This is a genomic window from uncultured Aquimarina sp. (assembly GCF_947492405.1).
In the GTDB taxonomy this organism is placed as follows: Bacteria; Bacteroidota; Bacteroidia; order Flavobacteriales; family Flavobacteriaceae; genus Aquimarina.
On record NZ_CANLMP010000001.1, the window covers coordinates 365082 to 390384 of the forward strand.

At 34.9% G+C, this 25303-nt stretch carries 25 protein-coding genes and 1 tRNA gene; 9 read left to right on the forward strand and 17 right to left on the reverse strand.

The features are described 5' to 3' along the window. Nucleotides 1–5: 5 nt before the first annotated feature. Genes Q0829_RS01555 through Q0829_RS01580 form a run of 6 tightly spaced genes read right to left on the reverse strand, consistent with a single transcriptional unit; the run spans nucleotide 6 to nucleotide 6916 of the window. Nucleotides 6–1916, reverse strand: coding sequence for a fumarate reductase/succinate dehydrogenase flavoprotein subunit (locus tag Q0829_RS01555; protein WP_298539108.1), 1911 nt, complete (start codon nucleotides 1914–1916; stop codon nucleotides 6–8). A 9-nt stretch (nucleotides 1917–1925) separates the two neighbouring features. Then, the gene (locus Q0829_RS01560; RefSeq protein ID WP_298539111.1) at nucleotides 1926–2594 is read right to left on the reverse strand and encodes a succinate dehydrogenase cytochrome b subunit; all 669 of its coding nucleotides are present in this window, start codon (nucleotides 2592–2594) and stop codon (nucleotides 1926–1928) included. 17 nt (nucleotides 2595–2611) lie between these two features. Further along, complete coding sequence (locus Q0829_RS01565) at nucleotides 2612–3682, reverse strand: type II asparaginase (RefSeq protein WP_298539112.1); 1071 nt, start codon at nucleotides 3680–3682, stop codon at nucleotides 2612–2614. Between the two features lie 38 nt (nucleotides 3683–3720). Further along, on the reverse strand, nucleotides 3721–5145 hold the full coding sequence (aspA, locus tag Q0829_RS01570) for an aspartate ammonia-lyase (protein ID WP_298539114.1): 1425 nt from the start codon (nucleotides 5143–5145) through the stop codon (nucleotides 3721–3723). 29 nt (nucleotides 5146–5174) lie between these two features. After that, the gene (locus Q0829_RS01575) at nucleotides 5175–6476 is read right to left on the reverse strand and encodes an anaerobic C4-dicarboxylate transporter (RefSeq protein ID WP_298539118.1); all 1302 of its coding nucleotides are present in this window, start codon (nucleotides 6474–6476) and stop codon (nucleotides 5175–5177) included. Between the two features lie 11 nt (nucleotides 6477–6487). Then, nucleotides 6488–6916 (reverse strand): hypothetical protein, encoded by a 429-nt coding sequence (locus Q0829_RS01580; RefSeq protein WP_298539120.1) that lies wholly within the window; start codon nucleotides 6914–6916, stop codon nucleotides 6488–6490. Between the two features lie 406 nt (nucleotides 6917–7322). Between Q0829_RS01580 and nrfH the strand changes: the two genes are divergently transcribed. The 3 genes from nrfH to ccsA all read left to right on the forward strand — a co-directional run bounded on the left by nrfH (nucleotide 7323) and on the right by ccsA (nucleotide 12664). Continuing rightward, a complete protein-coding gene (gene nrfH / locus Q0829_RS01585; protein WP_298311285.1) occupies nucleotides 7323–7922 on the forward strand; it encodes a cytochrome c nitrite reductase small subunit in 600 nt (199 codons plus the stop codon). Between the two features lie 12 nt (nucleotides 7923–7934). Further along, nucleotides 7935–9434 (forward strand): ammonia-forming cytochrome c nitrite reductase, encoded by a 1500-nt coding sequence (gene nrfA / locus Q0829_RS01590; RefSeq protein WP_298539124.1) that lies wholly within the window; start codon nucleotides 7935–7937, stop codon nucleotides 9432–9434. Between the two features lie 86 nt (nucleotides 9435–9520). Continuing rightward, entirely contained in the window at nucleotides 9521–12664 is a 3144-nt protein-coding gene (ccsA, locus tag Q0829_RS01595) for a cytochrome c biogenesis protein CcsA (RefSeq protein WP_298539140.1), read from the forward strand. A 31-nt stretch (nucleotides 12665–12695) separates the two neighbouring features. Here ccsA and Q0829_RS27595 read toward each other — a convergent pair whose 3' ends face one another. Continuing rightward, nucleotides 12696–12965 (reverse strand): LytTR family transcriptional regulator DNA-binding domain-containing protein, encoded by a 270-nt coding sequence (locus Q0829_RS27595; protein WP_366892761.1) that lies wholly within the window; start codon nucleotides 12963–12965, stop codon nucleotides 12696–12698. Nucleotides 12966–13617: 652 nt separating this feature from the next. Between Q0829_RS27595 and Q0829_RS01600 the strand changes: the two genes are divergently transcribed. Then, complete coding sequence (locus tag Q0829_RS01600) at nucleotides 13618–13824, forward strand: hypothetical protein (protein WP_298539143.1); 207 nt, start codon at nucleotides 13618–13620, stop codon at nucleotides 13822–13824. Nucleotides 13825–13881: 57 nt separating this feature from the next. On the opposite strand, the gene Q0829_RS01605 is transcribed toward Q0829_RS01600, so the two are convergent. From Q0829_RS01605 to Q0829_RS01625, 5 genes are all read right to left on the reverse strand, one after another. Further along, on the reverse strand, nucleotides 13882–14151 hold the full coding sequence (locus Q0829_RS01605; RefSeq protein ID WP_298539146.1) for a GIY-YIG nuclease family protein: 270 nt from the start codon (nucleotides 14149–14151) through the stop codon (nucleotides 13882–13884). A gap of 99 nt (nucleotides 14152–14250) precedes the next feature. Further along, nucleotides 14251–14502: a GIY-YIG nuclease family protein gene (locus Q0829_RS01610; protein WP_298539148.1), complete on the reverse strand. Its 252-nt coding sequence runs from the start codon at nucleotides 14500–14502 to the stop codon at nucleotides 14251–14253. Between the two features lie 118 nt (nucleotides 14503–14620). Then, a complete protein-coding gene (locus tag Q0829_RS01615; RefSeq protein WP_298539150.1) occupies nucleotides 14621–14872 on the reverse strand; it encodes a GIY-YIG nuclease family protein in 252 nt (83 codons plus the stop codon). A 118-nt stretch (nucleotides 14873–14990) separates the two neighbouring features. Further along, nucleotides 14991–15242 carry a GIY-YIG nuclease family protein gene (locus Q0829_RS01620; RefSeq protein WP_298539150.1) on the reverse strand — a complete coding sequence of 84 codons (252 nt, stop codon included), beginning with the start codon at nucleotides 15240–15242 and terminating at the stop codon, nucleotides 14991–14993. 45 nt (nucleotides 15243–15287) lie between these two features. Continuing rightward, a tRNA-Met gene (locus Q0829_RS01625) sits at nucleotides 15288–15361 on the reverse strand. Nucleotides 15362–15517: 156 nt separating this feature from the next. Between Q0829_RS01625 and Q0829_RS01630 the strand changes: the two genes are divergently transcribed. Together Q0829_RS01630 and Q0829_RS01635 are read left to right on the forward strand one after the other, a co-directional pair. Then, nucleotides 15518–15910, forward strand: a complete 393-nt coding sequence (locus Q0829_RS01630; protein ID WP_298539152.1) for an START-like domain-containing protein — start codon at nucleotides 15518–15520, stop codon at nucleotides 15908–15910. 64 nt (nucleotides 15911–15974) lie between these two features. Then, a complete protein-coding gene (locus Q0829_RS01635; protein ID WP_298539154.1) occupies nucleotides 15975–16823 on the forward strand; it encodes an aminotransferase class IV in 849 nt (282 codons plus the stop codon). On the opposite strand, the gene Q0829_RS01640 is transcribed toward Q0829_RS01635, so the two are convergent. From Q0829_RS01640 to Q0829_RS01660, 5 genes are all read right to left on the reverse strand, one after another. Beyond that, the gene (locus Q0829_RS01640; protein ID WP_298539156.1) at nucleotides 16820–17380 is read right to left on the reverse strand and encodes a YqgE/AlgH family protein; all 561 of its coding nucleotides are present in this window, start codon (nucleotides 17378–17380) and stop codon (nucleotides 16820–16822) included. The genes Q0829_RS01635 and Q0829_RS01640 overlap by 4 nt on opposite strands. 131 nt (nucleotides 17381–17511) lie before the next feature. After that, complete coding sequence (locus tag Q0829_RS01645; protein WP_027391128.1) at nucleotides 17512–17784, reverse strand: HU family DNA-binding protein; 273 nt, start codon at nucleotides 17782–17784, stop codon at nucleotides 17512–17514. Between the two features lie 186 nt (nucleotides 17785–17970). Beyond that, on the reverse strand, nucleotides 17971–18918 hold the full coding sequence (gene fmt / locus Q0829_RS01650; protein ID WP_298539158.1) for a methionyl-tRNA formyltransferase: 948 nt from the start codon (nucleotides 18916–18918) through the stop codon (nucleotides 17971–17973). A gap of 8 nt (nucleotides 18919–18926) precedes the next feature. After that, nucleotides 18927–20819: an ATP-dependent DNA helicase RecQ gene (locus Q0829_RS01655; protein WP_298539160.1), complete on the reverse strand. Its 1893-nt coding sequence runs from the start codon at nucleotides 20817–20819 to the stop codon at nucleotides 18927–18929. 13 nt (nucleotides 20820–20832) lie between these two features. After that, entirely contained in the window at nucleotides 20833–21387 is a 555-nt protein-coding gene (locus Q0829_RS01660; protein WP_298539162.1) for an ATP-binding protein, read from the reverse strand. A gap of 183 nt (nucleotides 21388–21570) precedes the next feature. Here Q0829_RS01660 and Q0829_RS01665 point away from each other — a divergent pair, with 183 nt between their 5' ends. From Q0829_RS01665 to Q0829_RS01675, 3 genes are read left to right on the forward strand one after another with little or no spacing between them, the layout of a single operon-like run. Then, on the forward strand, nucleotides 21571–22032 hold the full coding sequence (locus Q0829_RS01665; RefSeq protein WP_298539164.1) for a (2Fe-2S)-binding protein: 462 nt from the start codon (nucleotides 21571–21573) through the stop codon (nucleotides 22030–22032). Nucleotides 22033–22052: 20 nt separating this feature from the next. Continuing rightward, entirely contained in the window at nucleotides 22053–24215 is a 2163-nt protein-coding gene (locus Q0829_RS01670) for a molybdopterin cofactor-binding domain-containing protein (RefSeq protein WP_298539166.1), read from the forward strand. A gap of 3 nt (nucleotides 24216–24218) precedes the next feature. Then, entirely contained in the window at nucleotides 24219–25289 is a 1071-nt protein-coding gene (locus Q0829_RS01675; RefSeq protein ID WP_298539168.1) for an XdhC/CoxI family protein, read from the forward strand. Nucleotides 25290–25303: the final 14 nt, after the last annotated feature.

Here is a 25303-nt window from a genome sequence, read left to right on the forward strand (position 1 = left end):
ATATATCATTTATAACTTCTCACCGAAGGTTTTACAAATTCAAATTCTAGTTCTTCCTTGTGCAACTTAAAATCTCCATCATCATACTCCCAGGCAGATACATAAGAATAGTCTTCATCTACTCTCACTGCTTCACCATCTTCTGTCTGGAATTCTTCTCTAAAATGTGCTCCACAGGATTCGTCACGTTCTAATGCATCTGTACACATTAAAATTCCTAATTCAATAAAGTCAGCTAATCGCAAGGCTTTTTCTAGTTCTGTATTCAGTTCATTACTACTACCGGTAATTTTTACATCTTTCCAGAATTCATCACGTATTGTTTTTATTTGTGCTATAGCATTTTCCAATCCTTTTTTATTGCGGCTCATAGCGCATTCTTGCCACATCACTTTTCCTAATTCTCTATGGAAATGATCTACGGTTTTCGTACCATTGATATTCAAAATTCTATCTATATCAGCTTTTACCGCTTTCTCGGCTTTTTCAAATTCAGGATGATCTGTAGTTGGATGATCTTCTTTTAAAGCACTTGCCAAGTAATTATTTATCGTATTCGGAAGCACAAAATAGCCATCAATACTTGCTTGAAGTAATGAATTTGCTCCCAGTCTATTAGCTCCATGATCAGAGAAATTACATTCGCCTATCGCATACAATCCGGGTATCGTAGTCATTAATTCATAATCTACCCATAATCCTCCCATAGAGAAGTGCGCCGCAGGTGATATTTGCATAGGTTCTCTATAGGCATCAATCCCTGTGATTTTTTTATACATCGTAAAGAGGTTTCCATAGCGATCTTTAATCGTCAGGATTCCGAATTTTTCGATGGCATGTCTAAAATCAAGGTAAACGGCATTCTTTAATCTCCCCACGCCATATCCTGCATCTATTCGCTCTTTTGCGGCTCTCGAGGCTATATCACGAGGTGCTAAATTTCCAAAGCTTGGATATCTTCGTTCTAAATAATAATCTCGTTCATCCTCCGGTATATCGTTTGCTTTTCTTGCATCCTGTTGTTGTTTAGGCACCCATATTCTTCCATCATTACGAAGCGATTCTGACATCAAGGTAAGTTTAGATTGCGCTTCGCTAGATTGTGGCAATGCTGTTGGGTGAATTTGTGTAAAACTGGGAGCTGCAAATAAGGCTCCTTTTTTATGAGCTTTCCATAAGGCACTACCATTACATCCAATAGCCAATGTAGATAATCTGAAAACACGAGAATACCCACCAGTTGCCAGTACTACAGCATCTGCAGCGTAGCGTTTAAGTTCACCTGTTACCAAATCACGAACGATGATTCCTTTTGCTTTTCCGTCAATAACTACCAAATCCAGCATTTCACTACGTGGGAACATCTTTACTTTCTTAGCACGTACCATTTTATACAACTGAGAATATGCAGCCATTAATAATTGCTGTCCTGTTTGCCCTCTGGCATAAAAAGTACGCTGTACCTGTACTCCCCCAAAACTACGATTGACTAATACGCCTCCGTATTCTCTGGCAAAGGGAACTCCTTGTTGTACGTAATGATCAATAAGCGGAGCAGAAAGTTCGGCTAATCTATAGGTATTCGCTTCGCGAGATCTAAAATCTCCACCTTTCAAGGTATCATAAAACATTCTCCAAACACTATCTCCATCATGCTGATAATTCTTAGCCGCATTGATGCCTCCTTGTGCTGCTACAGAGTGTGCCCTTCTGGCAGAATCCTGGTAACAGAAGCATTGTACATCGTATCCCAATTCTGCAAGTGTAGCAGCTGCTCCAGCACCCGAAAGTCCTGAACCAACTACAATAACATTTAACTTCTTTTTATTGGCTGGATTGATCAATTGTGATGTAACCTGATAGTTACGCCACTTATCTTCTAGTTTTCCTTCTGGAATTTTTGAATCTAATTTCATCTGTATATTCTATTTGAGGTAAACAATGAATGGAATAATCCCGAAACCAATACCCATAATAAGAGCATAAACCAAAGAGACCTTTGCTATAATCTTTAATCCTTTTTTATGATAAAAGCCTAAGGTTTTGAAACCACTTTTAAAACCGTGATACAAGTGAAATGCCAGCGGTACGGATATAATAGTATAAAAGATAACATAATAAATGTTGTGAAAAAGACTATACGTTACTTCATATACATCTTTATTCCCATCTACATCTAATGCTACCGCATCACCAAATCCTAATTTGATACGCGCCCAAAAATTCACTAAATGTATAACGATAAAGATCAAAATAAGCGTTCCTAAAATCCCCATATTTCGAGAAGACCAGCTGCTATTTTCGTTAGCGTGATTCATAACATATTTTTGTGGCTTCGCTTTTCTATTTCTGATAGTAATCAGTAATGCATACACCACATGAAGAATAATAGATAGATATAACAAATACGCTACAATCTTTATCAATGGACTTTCCCTTAAAGTAGTCGAATACGAATTATACATTCCTCTAGCAATGTCTTCGGGTAATAACAGAATGCAGTTTGCAGAAAGATGTACTACCAGGAAAACACATAAGAACAGCCCTGTTCCTGCAACAAGTGTTTTCCTAAAAAATAATGGATTAAGTGCCATAATCTATTTCTGTTAAATTAGTACGTATAAAAAAGTTCTTGCATGTCATTTAATTTTTCACCCATAGAAAGCGCAAGCATTAATAAAATTCTTGCTTTAGCCGGATTTAAATCTCCAGAGGCAACAGTGTGATAATCTTTATCTTTAAACTCGTTGTCTCGCAAAACCCACCCAGTGGCAGCACGTGTACTTCTAACAACAATAACACCATGATCTTCGTAGGCTTTCTTTGCTGCATTCAGGATGGCATCCGTCATATTACCATTCCCAACACCAGCAATTACAATTCCTTTGGCACCAGCTTTTACGTGCATATCGATTAAATCCGGAGCCATATCTGCATAGGCATAAATAATATCAACTCGGGGTAATTTTTTGACCCCCGTTATTGAAAACTTACTGGTGTTTCCGAATTTTGTGTTTGGTTCGCGGAAAAAGCCCAATCTGCCATAAAACACACCACCCAACATCCCTTTAATAGGGGATTGAAAACTATTGACATTGGTTGTATTCATTTTACTCACGTCGCGGGCTGCATGTATTTGATCATTAAGTGATACCATCACACCTTTTCCTTTGGCTTCCGGGTTCGAAGCAATAGCTACCGCATTGTATAGATTCAAAGGACCTTCAGCACTTATAGAAGTTGAGGAACGCATAGAACCTGTAGTAACCACAGGCTTGTCACTTTTGACAACCAAGCTTAGAAAATATGCTGTTTCTTCTTGTGTATCGGTGCCATGAGTTACTACGATGCCATCCACGTCGTCAGAAGCTAACAATTCATTAATCCGATTTGCCAATTTCAACCAAATTTCAACGGTTATGTCTTGCGAACCCACATTGGCAACTTGTTCTCCAGAGACATCAGCCAGTTTTTCTATACCAGGTACAGCATTAATCATGGTCTGAATACCAACCTGACCTGCAGAATAACTCCCAGAAGTGGCTGACGAAGCTGATCCCGCTATGGTACCTCCAGTTGCTAGAATTTTTACATTTGGAAGGTCTGTGTCTTGAGCAAATCCAATAGCAGTTATTACAACTACTATTAGGAATGCCTTTATTTTTATATTAAATAATTTCATAATAAAAGAGTTTGTATTCTCTATTGCTTTTGGAAAAATCAATTATTTTTATGTAATGCAGCTGTATATTTTGGATGCATCAAATTATCTACACTGAGAATTTTATCTAATTCTTCTTCGGAAAGCAATTCTTTCTCGAGAACCAATTCACGAATTGATTTTCCTGTTGCCACAGCTTCTTTACCCAGAACATCTCCCATATGATGACCAATGTATGGGTTTAAGAAGGTGATAATTCCAACCGAATTAAACACCATTTGTTTGGTATGCTCTTCATTGGCAGTGATACCATTAATACATTTTTTGGCTAGTGTGACACATGCATTGGAGAGTAGCTCTACAGATTCAAACATACATTGTGCAATTACAGGTTCCATTACGTTTAGCTGTAATTGTCCTGCCTCGGCTGCAAATGAAATGGTCACATCATTTCCAATAATCTTAAAACACACCTGATTCGCTACTTCAGGAATTACCGGATTTACCTTCGCTGGCATAATGGAAGAACCTGCTTGCATTTCCGGAAGGTTAATTTCATTTAATCCACATCTGGGTCCAGAAGAAAGTAATCTTAAATCATTACAAATTTTAGATAACTTCACCGCTGTTCTTTTCAAAGCTCCTGAAATCATCACATACGCACCACAGTCTGAAGTCGCTTCTATCAAATTTGCGGCAGGCACAAAACTAGCCTTTGTGAATTGTTGTAAATACCCTATGGACAGTTCTGTGAATCCATCAGGTGCATTTACTCTTGTTCCGATTGCTGTGGCACCGAGATTAACTTCTAAGATAAGGTCACGACTATTTTTTAGGTTTTTAGTTTCTTCTTTTAAATTTGCAGACCAAGCTCCAAATTCATCACCCAAGGACATGGGTACAGCATCTTGTAATTGGGTTCTACCCATTTTAAGGACATTTTTAAATTCGGCAGCCTTTTTATCAAAACTAGTGGTCAGTACATTGATTTTTTCCAACAAATGATTCATATAATAATAAACAGCTACCCTAAAGCCAGTTGGATAGGCATCATTCGTAGACTGTGATTTATTTACGTGATCATTAGGATGTAAAATATCATAACTTCCTTTTTCGTGTCCGTTTAGTTCTAAAGCTACATTTGCAATCACTTCATTAGTATTCATATTTACAGAAGTACCTGCTCCTCCTTGAAATACATCTGAAGGAAAATATGCTGCGTACTTATCTAGATTTTCAAGAATTTCATCACAAGCCTGAATGATCATATCTGCTTTATCTGCCGGAATTGTTCCGATTTCTTTGTTCGCACATGCACACGCCTTTTTAGTAACTACTAATCCTTTTATAAAAAACGGATAATCTCCGATTATTGAATGCGAAATTTGAAAATTATTAAGAGCTCTTTGTGTATGAACTCCATAATACAAATCTCCGTTTATTTCTAGCTCTCCTAAAAGATCTGTTTCTTTTCTTGTTTTCATAAGTTCTTTATTTTGATTTGATTATGAGTTTATAAAATAAGACCTCCAAGTATAAATCCGAAGATGACACTGGAAGCAATCGTTACTATTCCAGGAATAATAAAAGAGTGATTAAATACATATTTCCCTATTTTGGTAGAGCCTGTGTCATCCATTTCTACGGCAGCCAATAATGTCGGATACGTAGGTAATACAAACAGGGCACTTACAGCAGCAAAAGAAGCTATAGCAGCAATAGGGCTTACTCCTAATGCTAAAGCAGCTGGCATTAATGCGGTTGTAGTTGCTGCTTGAGAATACAGTAGCATACTCGCTAAGAATAAAACAACTGCCAGCATCCAAGAATATTCATTTAAAATACCTCCTGCTGCTTCTTTAATTTCTACAATATGATTACTCACAAAAGTATCTCCTAACCAAGCAACACCAAGAACGCATATTGCAGCACTCATACCCGATTTAAAAGTGGACATACCTGTAACTTCATTAAGTTTTATTTTACAAACTAATGCAATCACCATAGCAGCTAATAACATAATTGCCATTATGGCGTGATTACGACTAATTGTTGGATCAGGAATTAACCCCACTTTCTTAGAAATTAAGCTTGCGTAGGTTACTATAATTAATATGGCAACACCAAAAATACCCACAGACCATTTTGCGCTTTTGGGGCTTTCGCTACGTTCCTCTGTTTTCTGTTTTATCAATCCAGACGCTACACGTCTTTGATATTCTGGATCTTCAGCCAAGGGTTTCCCTAATTTGTTAGCTACAATAGCTCCAACCATACAAGCTAAAACTGTAGAAGGAATAGCAACAGCTAAAAGTTGCAAGTACGATACTCCTAAAGGCTCTAAAAAACTTGCAAAAATCACTACAGCTGCTGAAATAGGAGAAGCTGTAATTGCTATTTGTGATGCTACTACAGAGATACTTAAAGGTTTAGAAGGTCTTACGCCTCCTTCTTTAGCCACTTCAGTAATTACAGGTAAAGCAGCATAAGCGGTGTGACCAGTTCCTGCCAATAACGTCATCCAATAGGTTACGGTAGGCGCAATAAACGTAACACGTTTTGGGTTTTTTCTAAGAATCTTTTCAGATACATTGACTAGATAATCCAGTCCGCCAGCCTTTTGCATCGCAGCAATGGCAGCTATTACAGACATAATAATGAGTATTACATCTACTGGAACCGAACCAGCTTTGAGTCCAAAAACCAAGGTAAGAACAACAACACCAGCACCACCAGCATAACCAATACCGATACTTCCCAGTTTTGAACCCAAGAATATAAAAAAGAGTACAACTAATAATTCAATCCAAATCATATCTCAAGTGTTTAGTTAGTTAATTTCCAATTTTTACGTTGATAAATACCTTTAAGAATGGCATTCCAACTGTTCTTATGAATTTCAAATTGTTTAGGGTTGAGCAGGTCTTCTACATCCTTGTGAAGTTTTCGTATCTGCTTCGGGAATTCATGACGGATTTGTTCATCACTTAATTGAGCTTTTGGGTTTCCTAGACGTTCCATTTTGTAGGTGTGATAGACCACAATTTTCTTGTAATTTTCTCGTAACTCTCCTGTTAGCTTCATTTTATCCATTCGGTCTTCATACCATAATGCTTGCAGTTCTTTGTCATCTGTAGAAAAAACATCGACTTTATATTCGAGACGTTCTTTTTGTTCGTCTGTTAATTCTTGTGCCTGCACATTTAAGAAACAAAAGCAAGCCAAAATGACTGTGATAAAATAATTACAATACATACATATAATTTTATAGACAATAATGGTGTTAGAATTCTTAACTAAAATAGTTTGATATTAAGATTAAATTTCTAATCATTTAAGTGAAGTAACCTAAATCAAAAGTGAAGTGTCTAAACTTAATATTGAATCCTTTTTTGTTATAAATTTTGTGATTTTTTCTAAGGATTTAAAATATTTAACAAAACAATAAATTCTGTTTAAAGGGTAGCATAAGTAATTGTGACCAATTTTGAAATGAGCTTTAATTTATAAAATGGTATAATCGATGTAACTAATTCCTACTATTGGGATTAACCCTATCATAGGGGCGAGAATAAAAAGTATAATTTAATAACTAAACTAAATCATCCATTTTGTTCTTTTTTTTTGTTAAATTTAAAGACTAACCAACACCACGCAAATCTTGGCAATAAAAGGCAAAATATTACCAGATAAAAAATCTCGTTGGCGTACTACTGCGGTTTTTCTCATAGCTGTTCTTATTGGATTAGGGCTATTTATGGCTAAAGAATCTGAGGTGGTATCGTATATGGGTGATAATCCACAAACCTGTGTTAATTGTCATGTAATGACACCAGTTTATAATAGCTGGATGCATAGTTCACATCGTGAATGGGCTTCGTGTAATGATTGCCATGTTCCCCATGATAATATATTCAATAAATATTATTTTAAAGCTAAAGATGGCTTATATCATGCCTCTATATTTACATTACGTGCAGAACCTGACGTGATTTTTATGCGGGAGGCATCTCAAGAAGTTGTTCAGAATAATTGTATTCGTTGCCATGTACAACAAGTAACCCAAACTAAGTATGACGGTTGGATAGATGGGCACACATCTGATAGAACAGATAGGCAATGCTGGAGTTGCCATCGTGAAATCCCCCATGGACGTAGCCATGGTATTTCTACCATAAAATATAATATAGCGCCTATACCTACGGATGAAGTAGAGGCTGTTATTCCAGAATGGTTACAAAAGGAAATTGAAGAAAAATAAATAGCTAGTATTATGAAAAATAAGGTATTGTTCATTGTTACTATTATCGTAGTATTTTTATTGGGACTGCTTGCTTCCAGTATTATTAATAGAAAGTCTGAAGCAAAATATAAGTATGTACCTAAAGTGGATATTAGTGAAAATGAACCTCGAAATGCAGTTTGGGGCGAAAACTTTCAAAAGGAATATCAATCTTTTATTCAAACGGCAGATACCAGTTTTTCCACTTATCAAGGAGGTTCTGCCATGCGCGATATGCTTGAAGAAGATCCACGTTTAGTAGTACTATTTGCTGGATATGGTTTCTCTAAAGATTATAATCAAGGACGCGGACATTCATACGCTATCGAAGATATTCATAATACTCTAAGAACCGGAGGTCCAAAAGGAAAAGGTGATGGGCCAATGCCAGCTACTTGTTGGACCTGTAAAAGTCCATATGTACCGAGATTGATGAATGAGATAGGAATTGAAGAGTTTTATAAAGGAAAATGGGCTGATAAAGGAGCAGAAATTGTAAATTCTATCGGCTGTGCAGATTGTCATGATCCTAAAAGTATGAAACTTCGCATTACACGTCCTGCACTGGTAGAAGCTTTTGATGCTATGGGTAAAGATATTAATAATGCTACTCATCAAGAAATGCGATCGTTGGTATGTGCACAATGCCATGTAGAATACTATTTCAATAAAAATTTACCGGGAAAAGAAGGAACTCCATATCTAGTTTTTCCATGGAAAAATGGAATGGCTGTAGAGGATATGGAAAAATATTATGATGACCTTGAATTTAAAGATTGGACTCATAAAATTAGTAAAACCCCAATGTTAAAAGCACAACATCCTGGTTATGAAACTTATGTAACAGGTGTACACGCTGATCGTGGAGTATCCTGTGCAGATTGCCATATGCCTTATAAAAGTGAAGGAGGGCAAAAATTTACAGATCATCACATACAATCTCCGTTAAATAATATAGCGAATGCCTGCCAGGTATGCCATAGAGAGGAAGGAAGTAAATTAATGGCTAATGTATTTGAACGTCAACAAAAGTCTACAGAAAACCGCTTAAAATTAGAAGATTTACTAGTTAAAGCTCATATCGAAGCTAAAAAAGCATGGGATCTTGGAGCTACTGAAGAACAAATGGCCGCTGTTTTAACAGACATCCGTCACGCACAATGGCGTTGGGATTACGCTGCTGCTTCTCATGGTGCTTCTTTTCATTCTCCAGTAGAAACCGCTAGAGTCATAGGTGGTGGGTTAAATATTGCGCAAGAAGCTAGAGTGAAATTAGCCCGTTTATTAGCCGATTTAGGACATAATAAGCCTGTAGAAATGCCAGATATATCTTCTAAGGAAAAAGCGCAGGCTTATGTGGGGCTCGATATAGAAAAGTTAGAAGCAGAAAAAGAGGAATTCAAAAAAACACTGCTGCCAAAGTGGTTAGAAGAAGCAAAAGCCAGAGAAGCAAAACTGGATGTAAAAACTGTTTCTATGCAAGAAGAATAAAACAATCAAATATATCCTTTTTATAAACAAGATATCCTCAGTAGTAAGCCTAATGAGGTTATCTTTCTTTTTTTAAACAACACATAATGCACAAATTATATCGTTTTTTTTCCTCACCTATTTTGGCTGTTCTATTATTATTGCTTTTTGCAATCGCAATGGCTACTGCTACTTTTGTAGAAAATGATTTCGGTACCGCTACCGCATGGAAAATCATTTACGATGCTTGGTGGTTTGAACTTGTTATGATAGGGCTTGGTATCTGTTTCGGTACTAATATTTATAAATACAAACTGTGGAGAAAAGAGAAGTGGCCAATTCTTTTGTTTCATGTAGCATTTATCGTTATTTTAATAGGTGCCGGAATAACGCGACATTCTTCTTATAGCGGTATTATGCGTATTAGAGAAGGAAACGCTTCAAACATTATAATTTCAGATCAGAATTATCTGCAAGCACACATTTCTGACGGAAACAATACAAAAGTAATTCGAAAACAATTGAGTTTCTCTCCAATCAGTGATAATGATTTTACGATAGAAACAGATTTTGATGATATACCAATACGCATTTCTCATAGTAAATTTGTTGCAGACGCTGTACCCGAAATAGTAGATGATGTTGAAGGTGGAAAAGCACTCTTGCAATTAGTTGTATCGTCTGGAAACGGAAGGCAAACGGTATTTTTGGAAAAAGGTGAAGTAGAGAGTATTGGAAAACACCATCATAGAGTTGGATATAATGCCAAAGAAGAAGGAATTATCAATATAATAGAGAAAGATGGTGATTTTAGTGTGCTATCACCACGAGATCTTGATTTCTTTATGATGGCCTCTCAAACTGCCGGGAAAATTAAGAAAGATAGTCTACAGCGGTTAACTTTACGTACATTATATCGCGATGGTGATGCTTCTTTTGTACCACTGTCTTTTCATCCTAGCGCCACTATAGAACTAGTTAGTGAATCCGAAAAACCTAAGGATAATGATAGGGGCAAAGATGATGCACTCATTGTAAATGTTCAGGTCAATGATCAGATAGAAGAATCCTCATTATTATATCGAGAAGGTTTTTTACCTACAACACATCAACTCGAATTAAATGGATTAACGATCCAGCTTTCTTATGGGGCACAAGCACAAGAGGTGCCTTTTTCGTTATATCTTAATGATTTTCAATTAGAACGCTACCCTGGTTCTACAAGCCCTTCTGCATATGCGAGTGAAGTAACTATTATTGATAATAAAAAAGAGACACCATATCGAATCTTTATGAACAATGTGTTAGATTATCAAGGCTATCGATTTTTTCAGGCAAGCTATGATACCGATGAATTAGGAACCGTACTTTCTGTTAGTCATGATGCCGCAGGAACCTGGATTACTTATCTAGGATATTTCCTAATGGGATTAGGGATGTTTTTTACATTATTTGGAAAAAACTCAAGATTTCGATTGATCAATCAAAAATTAGAAAAATTAAAACAAAGTCAAATTGTTCCATTATTACTTTTTTTATTTATATCTACTTTCTGCAACGGAAATGTAACTGAGCCGACTAAAGAACAACAACTGGTAGCAGAACAACAGATTGATGTATATCACGCCGAACTCTTTGGTCGATTGATGGTACAAGATCTAGATGGACGAATCAAACCTATAAATACGCTTGCTTCTGAGTTTTTGAGAAAGATATCTAGAAAACCTTATTTCAAATATTCAAACAATGGATCAAACATACGCTTAGATGCTAACCAAGCATTTTTAGCGATGCATGTAAATCCAAATGCATGGCAACAAATCCCTTTGATTAAGATAGATCAAAAAAAAGGAGGAGTATTATTTAAGTCTTTAGTACTAAGTGAAGACGGTCTGGTTCCATTCAATGCCCTGTTAGACGAAAAAGGAGCTTATATCTTGAGTGAAGCAATTGAAAAAGCGAATCTCAAGAAACCGGCAGAACGCAATGAATTTGACAAAGAAGTAATAAAAGTAGATGAACGTTTCAATATATTGTACAATGTTTTTAGTGGAAATTATTTAAAGGTTTTTCCTAATAGTAATGACAAGAATAACACTTGGTATAGTTATACCTATCATTTTAGGGATTTCCCAGCTGAAGACGGCAAGTTTGTGCAATCCATTGTTCCTTCTTATTTTCAGGATGTGATTTCAAAGAATTGGGATGCAGCTACAGAGAAGCTTTCATATATAAAGACTTATCAAAATGTACTGGGTGCAGCTATTATACCAAATGATGAAAGAGTCGCTGCAGAGTTATGGTATAACGAGTTGAATCTCAATTTTTGGTTGTTTCAGGTATTTTTTACTTTGGGTTTTATATTATTAGTAATCGCAATCACCAAAATTTTTATTCAAAAAAAATCCATTGAATTGCTATGGAACATATTGATAATCTTATCGCTAATTTGTTTTTTGATGTTCACAGGAAACATATTATTAAGATGGTATGTGGCGCAGCACGCACCCTGGAGTAATGGGTATGAGATGTTGGTTTTTGTAGCCTGGGTATTGATGCTTTGCGGGTTACTGACTTTTAGAAAATCAGATTTTGCATTGCCATTAGCTACTTTGTTTTCAGGTGCATTATTATTTGTAAGTTATCTAGATTGGCTAAACCCTGAGATCACTAATCTTATGCCTGTCCTTAAATCTTCTTTTTGGTTAAAAGTACATGTAGCAACTATTATTAGCAGTTATGCGCCATTGGCTTTATCGGCTATTTTGGGTCTAATGGCGCTTATTTTAATGATTATCAAAACAGATAAAACAAAGGCTCCTATTGATATACGTGTTAAAGAACTTACATATATTAATGAAATATCTATGACCATTGGTTTGTTTATATTGGCAGTAGGAACATTTTTAGGCGGCGTTTGGGCTAATGAGTCCTGGGGGCGTTATTGGGCGTGGGATCCTAAAGAAACCTGGGCATTGATAAGTATTATCGTATATGCAGTGGTGTTACATCTACGATTCATTCCAAAGTTGCAAGACCGATACGTATTGAATGTTGCCAGTACATTTGCTTTTTGGTCGATTATTATGACTTCTTTTGGAGTAAATTATTATTTATCAGGGCTTCATAGTTATGCAGCAGGAGATCCAATACCTATTCCTACTTTTGTTTATGTAGTAGCATTATTGATGATACTTATTGCAATAACAGCGTATTTCAGGAATAAAAAAGGAAGCTATAAGCAAGCTTAGTTGTACTGCAATAAAGAACTAATCATTAAAATTATAAATCCACCCATTTCTTGAATCCAGTAACTTTTGCTGTGCTTACTACAATACGTTCTTTTGAAACTGGACTTATATTGACAATCAGTTTACCATTGAAGTATTGTTTAATAGTTGAAATAGCACTTTTTTGAATTATAATTTGTTTATTTACCCGGTTAAAAACTTCGGGGTCTATATCGTTGATTTTCTGGGTGAAGCTTCTAAAAAGGAAAGTGAAACGGATTAATTTAGTTATGAAGTATATTAAACGGATATGCCAAAAAATCTTTCATATAAAAACAAAAAAACTGAAAAGGGGGTGGGGAAGAATTACTGTATAGAGAGGTTTGATCAGGTTTGTGAGAAACAACTTTAGATTTGGAGACTCCTATTTATTAGTTCTACTTGTATCGACTAAGACTTTTGTGCTAGCAATTAGCTTTTTGCCAGGCGATGTAGGATTCAATATTGTGTTCCAAGCTAATTTTATCTGGGTTTATCAACCCATGAGTAATCCCAGTATCTTTTAGGCTATACCATTGTATGTTATTGGATAGCTTGCTAACTGACTTATCTTAGAAAAAGTATCGCTTATTTTTTGTTGTTCAATGAGTTCATTGTTAGGTCTAATTTTTTTCTAAAAATATATTCGTTATTAAAATCCATTAGAACTAAATTGGATGCTTCTTTATCTAATAAAATCGATTAATATTCCTAACATAGGATTTGTACGTTTTATAGATGTCTTTACTTTCTCTACCTTTTTTTATTGCTTTTTCCATTTTTGAAAGGTGTTCGTTCATTACACTGGTGAGTTTGTAAAAGTTTTTACTTGTGCTAATTTGCTTTAATAAAAAACCACCCTTTGTGGGTGGGAAAATAATGACTCTTTTAAGCTAATATTGTTTAGAAATGATTGTTAATTTTTTATTTTAATTATGGAAACAAGAAAATTTATAGTATTACTAATGGTTGTAGTTTTCGGAACATCGATGATTAGTTGTGAATCAACAAGTATTAATGAAGAGATGGTGGAGTTGGAGAACCTAGAAACTCAGATAGAAGGGAAAAACAACATTAAAGAATCAAAAAGTCAAAATAAGTCGAGTTTGCAGAAAGTTGTGGATGTAAGAGGTATGGGATAAAATCTTTTATGTTTTAGGCTAACTTAAAAAATCGAGATAAAGTCTCGATTTTTTTATTTATAGGATTATGGTAAAAACCTTTGACATGAATTTAATACTGTAATCTCTTCCTCTACCAGATTTTAAGAACTTTTCTCTAACCAATGCTTCTTTTTTTGAGTTAAAAAACTCTAGGTAGACCACTTTCCACGGTCTATATCGTATTGTAAACCCTTTCGTGGCTAATTGATTATGAGATCTGAAACGACTTATTAAATCAGAAGTGTATCCCGTATAACTTTTGTCATACTTTTCAGAATATAATATGTAGACTACAAATTCTTCCATAAAACCAAAAAAGCCCTTTAAAAATAAGGGCTTTTGCGAATTAGTGTAGCGAGAGGGGGTACGACCTCCGTCCGCCTCAGGCGGATATGAATCCTTCTGTTATTTGATCAATTTATCTTTAACCCATTCTCTTCCTTTGCCAGATTTTAAGAATTTTTCTCTGACTAAAGCTTCTTTTTTTGAGTTGAAAAACTCTAGGTAGACTACTTTCCACGGTCTATATCGTATTGTAAATCCTTTCGTGGCTAATTGATTGTGAGATCTGAAACGACTTATTAAATCAGAAGTGTATCCCGTATAACTTTTGTCATACTTTTCAGAATATAATATGTAGACTACAAATTCTTCCATAAAACCAAAAAAAACCTGAAATTCAGGGGTTTATCGAATTAGTGTAGCGAGAGGGGGGCACGCCTGTACGCCTATGGCGTAATCCTCCGTCCGCCTCAGGCGGATATGAATCCTTCTGTTATTTGATCAATTTATCTTTAATCCATTCTCTTCCTTTGCCAGATTTTAAGAATTTTTCTCTGACTAAAGCTTCTTTTTTTGAGTTGAAAAACTCTAGGTAGACTACTTTCCACGGTCTATATCGTATTGTAAATCCTTTCGTGGCTAATTGATTGTGAGATCTGAAACGACTTATTAAATCAGAAGTGTATCCCGTATAACTTTTGTTATACTTTTCAGAATATAATATGTAGACTACAAATTCTTCCATAAAACCAAAAAAAACCTGAAATTCAGGGGTTTATCGAATTAGTGTAGCGAGAGGGGGGCACGCCTGTACGCCTATGGCGTAATCCTCCGTCCGCCTCAGGCGGATATGAATCCTTCTGTTATTTGATCAATTTATCTTTAATCCATTCTCTTCCTTTGCCAGATTTTAAGAACTTTTCTCTGACTAAAGCTTCTTTTTTTGAGTTGAAAAACTCTAGGTAGACTACTTTCCACGGTCTATATCGTATTGTAAACCCTTTCGTGGCTAATTGATTGTGAGATCTGAAACGACTTATTAAGTCAGAAGTGTATCCCGTATAACTTTTGTTATACTTTTCAGAATATAATATGTAGACTACAAATTCTTCCATAAAACCAAAAAAACCCCTGAAATTCAGGGGTTTATCGAATTAGTGTAGCGAGAGGGGGGCACGATCCCCCGACCTCTGGGTTATGAATCCAACGCTCTAACCAGCTGAGCTACCTCGCCAAATAGATGCTACATCATTTTAATTCGGGTGCAAATATAAAAACAAAAAGTATTGTAGCAAACAATAAAGTAGAATTAATTTTTTTCAAATACTCTTTTCAAATACTTTTAAAGTCAATAATTAATCTATATATTGGCTTACTAACAATTTGCAATATGTCTGAAAAAATAAAATACGAACTTGAATTTGTAATACAATCCTCCCCACAACTGCTATATCAGTATATTTCTACTCCTTCAGGACTTTCTGAATGGTTTTCTGATAATGTAAACTCACGAGGAGAAATGTTTACATTTATCTGGGATGATAGTGAAGAAGAAGCAAAACTTCTAAGTAAAAAAAGTGGAGAAAGAATTAAGTTCAGATGGATGGCTGATGAAGAAGAAGGAGATGATTATTTTTTCGAACTGCGCATACAAGTTGATGAAATCACCAAAGATGTTTCTTTAATGGTTACTGATTTCTCGGACGATGATGAAATTGAAGAAAATAAAATGTTGTGGGATAATATGATAAGCAATTTAAAACATGTTTTAGGTTCTACATGATTCCTTTATTTTTATAATGTATATTTGCCCCGCCCAATAACAATTGGTAATAAGGGGCTTTTTTATGATCAATATTAACGGAAATTTATTAATTGATAATGACGCTACATTATCAATTACTAATAGAGGATATGCATATGGAGATGCATTATTTGAAACGATACGAGTAAATTCTGGAACTATTCTTTTTTGGGAAGACCATTATTTTAGATTAATGGCTTCTATGAGAATTTTGAGGATGGAAATTCCTATGAATTTTACACCAGAGTTTTTGCAACAAGAAATTCTAGATCTTATTGAGGGAAATGGTTTGACAAATTCTTCTGTTAGAGTTAAAATTATTGTAAATCGTAAAGAAGGCGGTTTATATACTCCAACTATTAATAGTATTGATTATAGTATTTCAGTAAAACCATTGTCAAATAAGTTTTATACACTTCCTAGCGATTTATATGAAGTCACTTTATTTAAGGATCATTATGTAGCGGCTGATCTTCTTTCTACGTTGAAATCTAACAATAAATTAGTAAATATATTAGGAGGAATTTTTGCAAAAGAAAATGGATTCGAAAACTGTTTATTATTGAATACTAATAAAATGGTAATCGAAGCATTAAATGGTAATTTATTCTTGATTAAAGGAAATAAAATAAAGACAGCACCCATTTCTGATGGTTGTCTAAAAGGCGTTTTAAGAACTCAATTATTAAGAATCCTTGAAAAATTACCTGAATATGAAATAGAAGAAGCTTCTATTTCGCCATTTGAGTTACAAAAAGCAGATGAATTATTCATAACTAATGTAATAACTGGAATACAGCCTATTACCAAATTTAGGAAAAAAGAATACAAATCTGAAGTGACAAGAAGGTTGTTAGGAATATTGAATGTAAGGATTCGAATAGGGGATTAATTATAACTAGGATCTTCTGGAGCATTAGACCATAATAAATATTCTCCACCTAATTCTATCATTTTTTCTTTCCAAAATGTATTATAGGATTTACCAATGATGTTTTTTTCGTAGGTGTTTTTTACGATCACCCAGGAATTAGCTTCTAACTCTTGGAGTAGTTGTTCTGCGTCCCATCCTGAATATCCGAGAAAAAATCGAATTTCATTAGGAGTAATTTTGTTTTGGGCAATTAATTCTGATACTACAGAAAAATCTCCACCCCAATAAATTCCGGAAGAAATTTCTACGCTATTAGGTATTAGATCAGGGACTTTATGAATAAAATATAAGTTATCCTGTTCTACAGGCCCACCATTATAGATTTTAAATTCAGCTTCTACTTCTGGGACCAAATCAGATAACACATAATCTAATGGTTTATTCATGATAAAACCGATAGATCCTTGATCACTGTGATCTGCAAGAAGAACAACCGAACGGTTAAAGGAAACATCACCTATAATAGATGGCTCGGCAATTAGAAGATGTCCTTTCCCGGGTTGAAGTGATATCATGGATGGTGTAGTTTATACTAAAACTAAATAATTATTTCTAATAATCAAAGCGGTTGCTTGATTTTTACGGGGAATCCATAAAAAAAGCTCTCTAAAAAGAGAGCTTTCTATAATATCAAAAACTAATTAAATTAGTTAACTGAACTAGATAAATCCGCACCAGCTTTGAACTTTACAACGTTTTTAGCAGCGATCTTGATAGTTTTACCTGTTTGAGGGTTTCTACCTTCTCTTGCAGCTCTTTTAGAAACTGACCAAGAACCAAATCCTACTAAAGAAACACGGTCACCTTTTTTAAGAGAACCTTCAACATTTCCTAAGAAAGATTCTAAAGCTTTCTTTGCTGCTGCTTTTGTAATTCCAGCGTCAGCTGCCATTGCATCGATTAATTCTGTTTTGTTCATAATTCTGTTTTTAAATTAATTGTTGGTTAAACCAAATTTTTGTTAAACGCTCTACAAATTTATACGGATTTATGATTCGTGCAAGGATTAGCCCAGTAAATACGGGGTTTTGTTGATAACTCAGGGCGATTGTTAATAAACAAGTAGGAATTCTATGAATTTTCTTACTCTAGTGATAGCAAGGGCTCAGCCCATTTTTGCATCTTTATAAAAGGTATACCCATTAAGTAGTGCTTTAGCATCCATGGCTTTTTTCCCCGGAAGTTGGATTTTATGAAGAATAACGTATCCATTTTTCACAGCTACCTTAATTGTGGAATATTCTATGATAACTTTTCCAATGTCAAAATTATGATTCTGACTCTCTATTTCGGCAGTATATACTTTTATAGAAACTTCTTCTCCTTTATTATGAAGGGAACTCCAGGCACTAGGATACGGACTTAAACCTCTTATAAGATTATAAATAGAATGTATATCATCATTCCAGTTTATTTTAGTGTTATCTCGATTCAGCTTATAGGCGGTTTTTAGTTCTCCAACTTTAGGTTGTTCTGTAGTGGTTACCGTTTCGTTTTCTATCGCTTTAATAGTATCAATAACCAATAAGGCACCTTCTGTCATTAAATTATCATGAAGGATGCCCGCTGTATCCTTATCTTTTATTTCAATTTCTTTTTGAAGAATAATATGACCTGTGTCTATTTTTTCATCAATAAAAAAAGTAGTGATACCAGTTTTTTGTTCTCCATTAATAATAGCCCAGTTAATTGGTGCAGCACCTCTATAATCCGGAAGCAACGACGCGTGTAGGTTGAATGTTCCATATTCTGGCATACTCCAAACTACTTCGGGTAACATTCTAAAGGCAACAACTATATTTAGGTTGGCTTGTAATTCTGTTAGTTCTTTAATGAAAGTTTCATCTTTTAAGTTCGTAGGTTGTAGTATAGGAAGGTTTTGAGATACTGCATATTCCTTAACTGCTGATGCTCTCAGTTTTCTACCTCTTCCTGCTGGTCTATCTGGAGCAGTAATAACACCTACCACGTTATAATTATTTTCTATAATTGTTTTTAGGGTTTCTACGGCAAAATCCGGAGTGCCCATAAATAGGATTCGTAAGTCTCTCATTATATATATTATACTAGTTGATAGTTGTTGTATGGATCAATTTTTATGATATTATGTTCATTAAGTTCTCTTAATATTTCCAAAGCAGTTGCTTCAGGGCATTTTAAATGAGTTAAAATATCTCTGGAAGACAATTGTTTCTTTTGTAAAAGGTTTATGATCTCGTTTCTAATTTCTTTAGGATTTGTAATAGTTTTTTTATTGGAAATACATACACTACAAATCCCGCAATCTTTTGAATCCTTTTCTCCAAAGTAAGCTAGTAGCTGTCTACTTCTGCATATTGATTCGTTTTGTACAAAACCGATCATGGTTTTTACTTTATTTGCTTTAGAACTACTTAGTTCTTTAATATAAGGTTTTACTCTGTTAATAGTATGATCATCTTCTCTAGGTACTAAAAAGACAATATCTGCATCCGTAAGTTTATAGTTAAACTCAAGTAATTCTGCATCTTGTAATTTTTTTAAAACTTTAATAATATTAGCTTCTGTTGTATTTACTTTAGAAGCTATTAGAGATAGGTTAACTTTTACTTCTTCATCAAAAATACCACCATAAGTGCGTAAGATAGCTTTGGTGACTAATTCTAAATGAGAGTTATCTTCTAAATATTTTAGAAGATGATTTCCTGTGGTTGTAATATGAACGGTACTTTTTTTAGTAAATCGTTGTGTAAAGTTAATAACACTACAACGATCTAAAAATTGCATGGCATTATAGGTCATTAATGTGTTCAGATTGTAAGTCTTACAAAAAATGTTAAAATTAAAACCATGTATCGATTGTTCTCCTTCTCCATAGGATATTCTGAAATAATTAGACAATTTACGATACACCAACTTTACAAAATCCACATCAGGAAGTACTTTGATAAACTGATTTTCTACTCTTAAGATATCATTTTCGTTTTTAAGAAGAAATGCATAAGATGTTTCTCCATTACGTCCTGCTCTGCCTGCTTCCTGAAAATAACTCTCTATACTCTCTGGAATATTATAATGGATAATAGTTTTTACGTTTGCTTTATCAATACCCATTCCAAAGGCATTAGTAGCAACCATAACGCTAACTTCTTCTGTTAACCACTGCTGAAAACGTTTGGTTTTTTCTTTAGCATCTACACCTCCATGGTAATATGTAGCAGCATAACCGCTAGCATTTAAAAATTCACTAATTTCTATAGCTGATTTTCGATTTCGAACATAAATAATAGAACTTCCTTGATATCGCTTCAGAATTCGGATAAGTTTATCATTTTTATCTAAAGTATGATAAACCATATATCCTAAATTACTTCTAAAAAAGGATTGTCTGAATATTTTTGGTTGAAATAAATCCAGTTCTTTTATGATATCATCTACGACTTCCGGAGTTGCTGAGGCTGTTAGAGCAATCATAGGAACCGCAGGTTTGATCTCTCTTAGTATTTTAATTTTCTTATAAGAAGGTCTAAAGTCATTACCCCATTGCGAAATACAATGCGCTTCATCTACTGCAATAAGGTTAATGTTCATTCTTTTTAGTCGTTCTTTTACCAAATCCTGTTGGAGACGCTCTGGTGATAAGTATAAGAACTTATAATTACCATAGATACAATTATCAAGTAACGTGTCTAATTCAGAATATTTAATTCCACTTGTTAATGCAATGGCTTTAATACCTTTTTGTTGCAGATGCTGTACCTGATCCTGCATCAAAGCAATAAGTGGTGATATTACAATACAGATTCCCGGTTTAAGTAGGGCAGGTATCTGAAAACATATAGATTTTCCTCCGCCAGTAGGGAGTAGGGTAAAAGTGTCATTGTTTTCAATAACAGCATTGATAATTTCTTCCTGTAAAGGTCTGAAAGTATCATAATTCCAATTCTCTCGTAATAGCTGGATTGGGGTAGTCATCAATACTATGCTGTTATTTTACGTGTTGTAATATAAAGGTACTACGTTCTTTTACATTTCCAAAGGGAACTTCAATACAATTGTATCCAAATTTTGTGTATGTTTCTAATAAATGATGATGAATTTGTTGAGCTTCTTCAAAACTTTCATAACGTTCTGCATCAGAGATATAGATTTTTTCCCAAGGAGGTAACAGAAAAACCTGATCATAAACATGGTCTTTGCAAGCTTTTATGAATGGAGCATCGTAAGGTTGTTTAAAAAGATCCATATATGCTAGTACGTCTGGGATTCCTCTATCATAAAAAGCAATATCTTTATTGTTAGCAATAGGATCTTTGAACTGATCAATCCTTCCATTCATTAATTGTATGTTAAAATCATATGGATCCGAAACAGAAGCTATAGGATTAGAAACAATATCTAAGTCATCCTTATTTTTAGCCTCTTGAGTAATACTTCTGATGAATTCAGGAAAACAAAAGAAACCTTCTTCTTCAAGTGCATTAATGATTGATGTTTTTCCTGTAGAAGGACCTCCAGTGATAACTATTTTATGATTTGCCAAAGAAATATTTTTTTGAGGCGAATTTCGGAATTATAAAATGATTTTGAAAATACTTTGATAAGTATACCATAAAGCTCTGTTAAAGTTGAATTTGTCAATCTGTATTTTTAGTAACTTCAATAACAAAATAGTGATTATTCTCTTATTTAGACTAATTAAATACAAATCTTAAAATTTAAACTCATGCCTGTTTATAATCTAAAAGTAAATGGTCAATCGCTTTCTGTAGAAGCGGATGAAGATACACCTCTTTTATGGGTGTTACGAGATCATTTTGATCTTGTAGGAACTAAATTCGGTTGTGGTATAGGACAATGTGGTGCTTGCACTATTCATGCAGATGGAGTTGCGACAAGAAGTTGTTTATTAAAAGTTTCTGTTGCTACAGAAATGGAAATTAAGACAATTGAAGGTCTATCCAAAGACGTTTCGCATCCGGTACAACAAGCCTGGAAAGAGATAGATGTTCCCCAATGCGGGTATTGCCAAGCGGGTCAGATTATGACTGCAGCAGCTTTTCTAGAACAAAACTCTAATCCTAGTAGAGAACAGATTAGAGATGCTATGAGCGGTAATATCTGTAGATGTGCTTCTTATAATAGAATAGAGAAGGCAGTCCAACAAGCAGCAAGTAAAATAAGCTAACCAATTTAAATCTCACTAAAATGAAACGCATAACAACTCCTTCTGTAAGTAGAAGGTCATTTATAAGAACATCGGCTTTAGCTGGTGGAGGAATTTTAATTGGTTTCAACCTATTTCAGGCATGTAAGCCCGAAGTTACTCCTCCTACAGATATTGTAGATATTGCTGATCTGAATTTTAACGATTTTAATGCTTTTATTAAAATTGCAGATAACGGAATGGTGACTATTTTTTCTCCAAATCCTGAAATTGGGCAAGGTGTAAAAACATCAATGCCGATGCTAATTGCAGAAGAATTAGATGTTGCCTGGAAAAACGTGCATGTTGCCCAAGGAGCATTGGATACCAAAAACTTTACTAGACAAGTCGCCGGAGGTAGTCAATCTTTACGGCAAGGTTGGGAGCCTTTGAGACAAACTGGCGCTACTGCAAGACAAATGTTAGTCAATGCTGCCGCTGCCAAATGGGGTGTAGATCCTTCTACTTGTAGTACGGAGAATGGGATTATCAAAAATAGTAATGGAGATACATTAGGATATGGCGAAGTAGTGAAAGAAGCTGCTTCCTTAAAAGTGCCTGAAAACATAACCCTTAAAGATCCGAAAGATTTCAACATTATAGGAAAAGATATTCATAATGTGGATATAGATAAAATCATATCTGGTAAGTCCTTATTTGGTTTAGACTATAAGGAAGAAGGAATGCTGTATGTATCTGTGGTTAGACCACCTGCTTTTGGAAAAAAGCTGCACGATTTTGATGTTACAGAAACCAAAGAAATTACTGGTGTAGTAGATGCTTTTAAGTTTGGAGATAAAATTGCCGTATTAGCAGAAAATACTTGGGCGGCAATGAAGGGTAAAAAGGCCGTAAAAGCAAAGTGGGTAAATGATTCTAAATTAGAGAATACTACAGACCACGACAAAGCATTAACAGATCTTTTAAACGGTAAAGAGTTTAATACGATGCGAGCTGATGGTGATGTAAAAAAGGCTTTTGCAGCAGCAGATAAAGTTTTAGAAAGAGTCTATGAATCTCCTTTTCTCCCGCATAACTGTATGGAGCCGATGAATTTCTTTGCGCATGTTACTAATCAGAAAGTTAGATTAGTAGGTCCTATACAAACACCCGCAGGAACGGCCAGAAGAGTTGCTTCACTTTTAGAAAGAAATCCAGAAGAAGTTTCGGTGGAAATGACACGAATGGGTGGCGGTTTTGGTAGAAGATTATATGGTGATTTCGCATTAGAAGCAGCAGAAATATCTAGTATTTCTAAAAAACCAGTGAAGGTTGTATATTCTCGGGAAGATGACATGTCTGCAGGAATTTATAGACCCGCAATTAAATATAAGATCAGTGCTTCGATTAAAGATGGTAAGTTAACAGGCTATCATCTGAAAGAAGCTGCTGTTAATTCTAATATGTATGGATTGATTCCGAATTTCTTTCCAGCGGGAGCTGTAGAGAATTATCAGGTAGATGTAGCAAAATATGATAGTAATATTACCATTGGTGCATGGAGAGCGCCCTATACCAACTTCTTGGCTTTTGCAGAACAAAGCTTTTTTGATGATCTGGCAGAATTAATGGAAGTAGATAATATTCAGTTGCGATTGGATTTATTACAAAAAGCAAAAGGACATACCGATGAAAGAATACAATATTCTCCAGAGCGGTTAGAACAAGTAATTAAAACAGCAGTAGAGAAATCCGAATGGGGTAAGAAACCAGAAGGTGTATACCAGGGATTTAGCTCATATTATTGTCATAATACACATGTTGCCGAGGTAGCAGATGTGGTATTAGTGAATGATCAGCCTGTAGTTAAAAAAGTTACTTGTGTGGTTGATTGTGGAATTGTGGTTAATCCGTTAGGAGCCAGAAATCAAATTGAAGGAGGTGTGATTGATGGAATTGGTCACGCTATGTATGGAGATTTCTCTTTCAAAGATGGGGAACCTCAGGATACAAATTTTAATACGTATCGTTTGATACGTATGAATGAAACTCCTATTGTAGAAACGCACTTTATCGAGAGTGACATCGCACCTACAGGACTAGGAGAACCTACATTACCACCAGCTGGAGCCGCAGTGGCTAATGCTATTAAAGCAGCAAAAGGAGTGAGGTTAACAAAACAACCATTTGTTAAAAATATGGAAAACAAAGCAGTGTTAGGATAGTATATGACACATGAGTTTAAAGAAATAATAGCATCATATCATAAAGCGAGTCAGAAAGGAATTCGAGCCGTCATGGCAACAGTAGTTGATATCGACGGCTCGTCATACCGACGACCTGGAGTGGGTATGCTTATTTTGGAAAATGGTAAAATGACCGGAGCTGTAAGTGGCGGTTGTGTAGAAAAAGAAGTATTACGGCAATCACAATCGGTTTTTATTACAGGTAGAGCAAAGATGATGACCTACAATGGTAGATATCGCTTGGGCTGCGAAGGAATCTTATACATACTAATCGAACCTTTTTCTATAAGTTATGCTACCATTAGTATTGTGCAGGAATATTTAGCTTTGAGAAAACCTTTTCAGATTAAGTCTTATTATAACAAAGATGAAGAAAGGGATTGTTTAATGGGATCGGTAGTTTCATTTGGAGAAACTCAGGAATTTAGATTTTCAGATGATTTTAAGTTAAGTATTTTGAAACAAGATCCTGTTTTAGATTGTTTTGATCGAGAGATGCAACCTTGTTTTCGATTGGTTATTATTGGATCGGAACATGACGCTATACAATTAAGCACGATTGCTAATGCAACCGGTTGGGAAGTAGAAGTGGTGAATACTCCTAAAAATCCAAAAACAGTGTCTGATTTCCCTGGAGCTAAAAAAGTATTGAATCAATCTCCAGAAAATTTAGTGATCGAAAGAGTGGATAAACAAACTGCGATTATCTTAATGACTCATAATTTTGCTAAAGATTTAATGTACTTACAGTCAATAAAAGATACACAACCGATTTATATTGGTTTATTGGGACCTTCTAGAAGAAGAGAGAAATTGCTTTCTGCCTTTATTGAGTATTTTCCGGATGTGACTGATGAATTTATAGCGTGTATTCATGGCCCTGCAGGATTAAATCTAGGAGCAGAGACACCAAAAGAGATTGCTATTTCCATTATTGCAGAAATCTTATCAGTAATTCGTGATCAGAAACCTATTCCATTACAAGATAAAGTAGGCGGAATTCATGGAAATTCCCAAAAGGAAACAATAGATAGCATTGTAAACAATCGCTAAAAAAATTGCACATA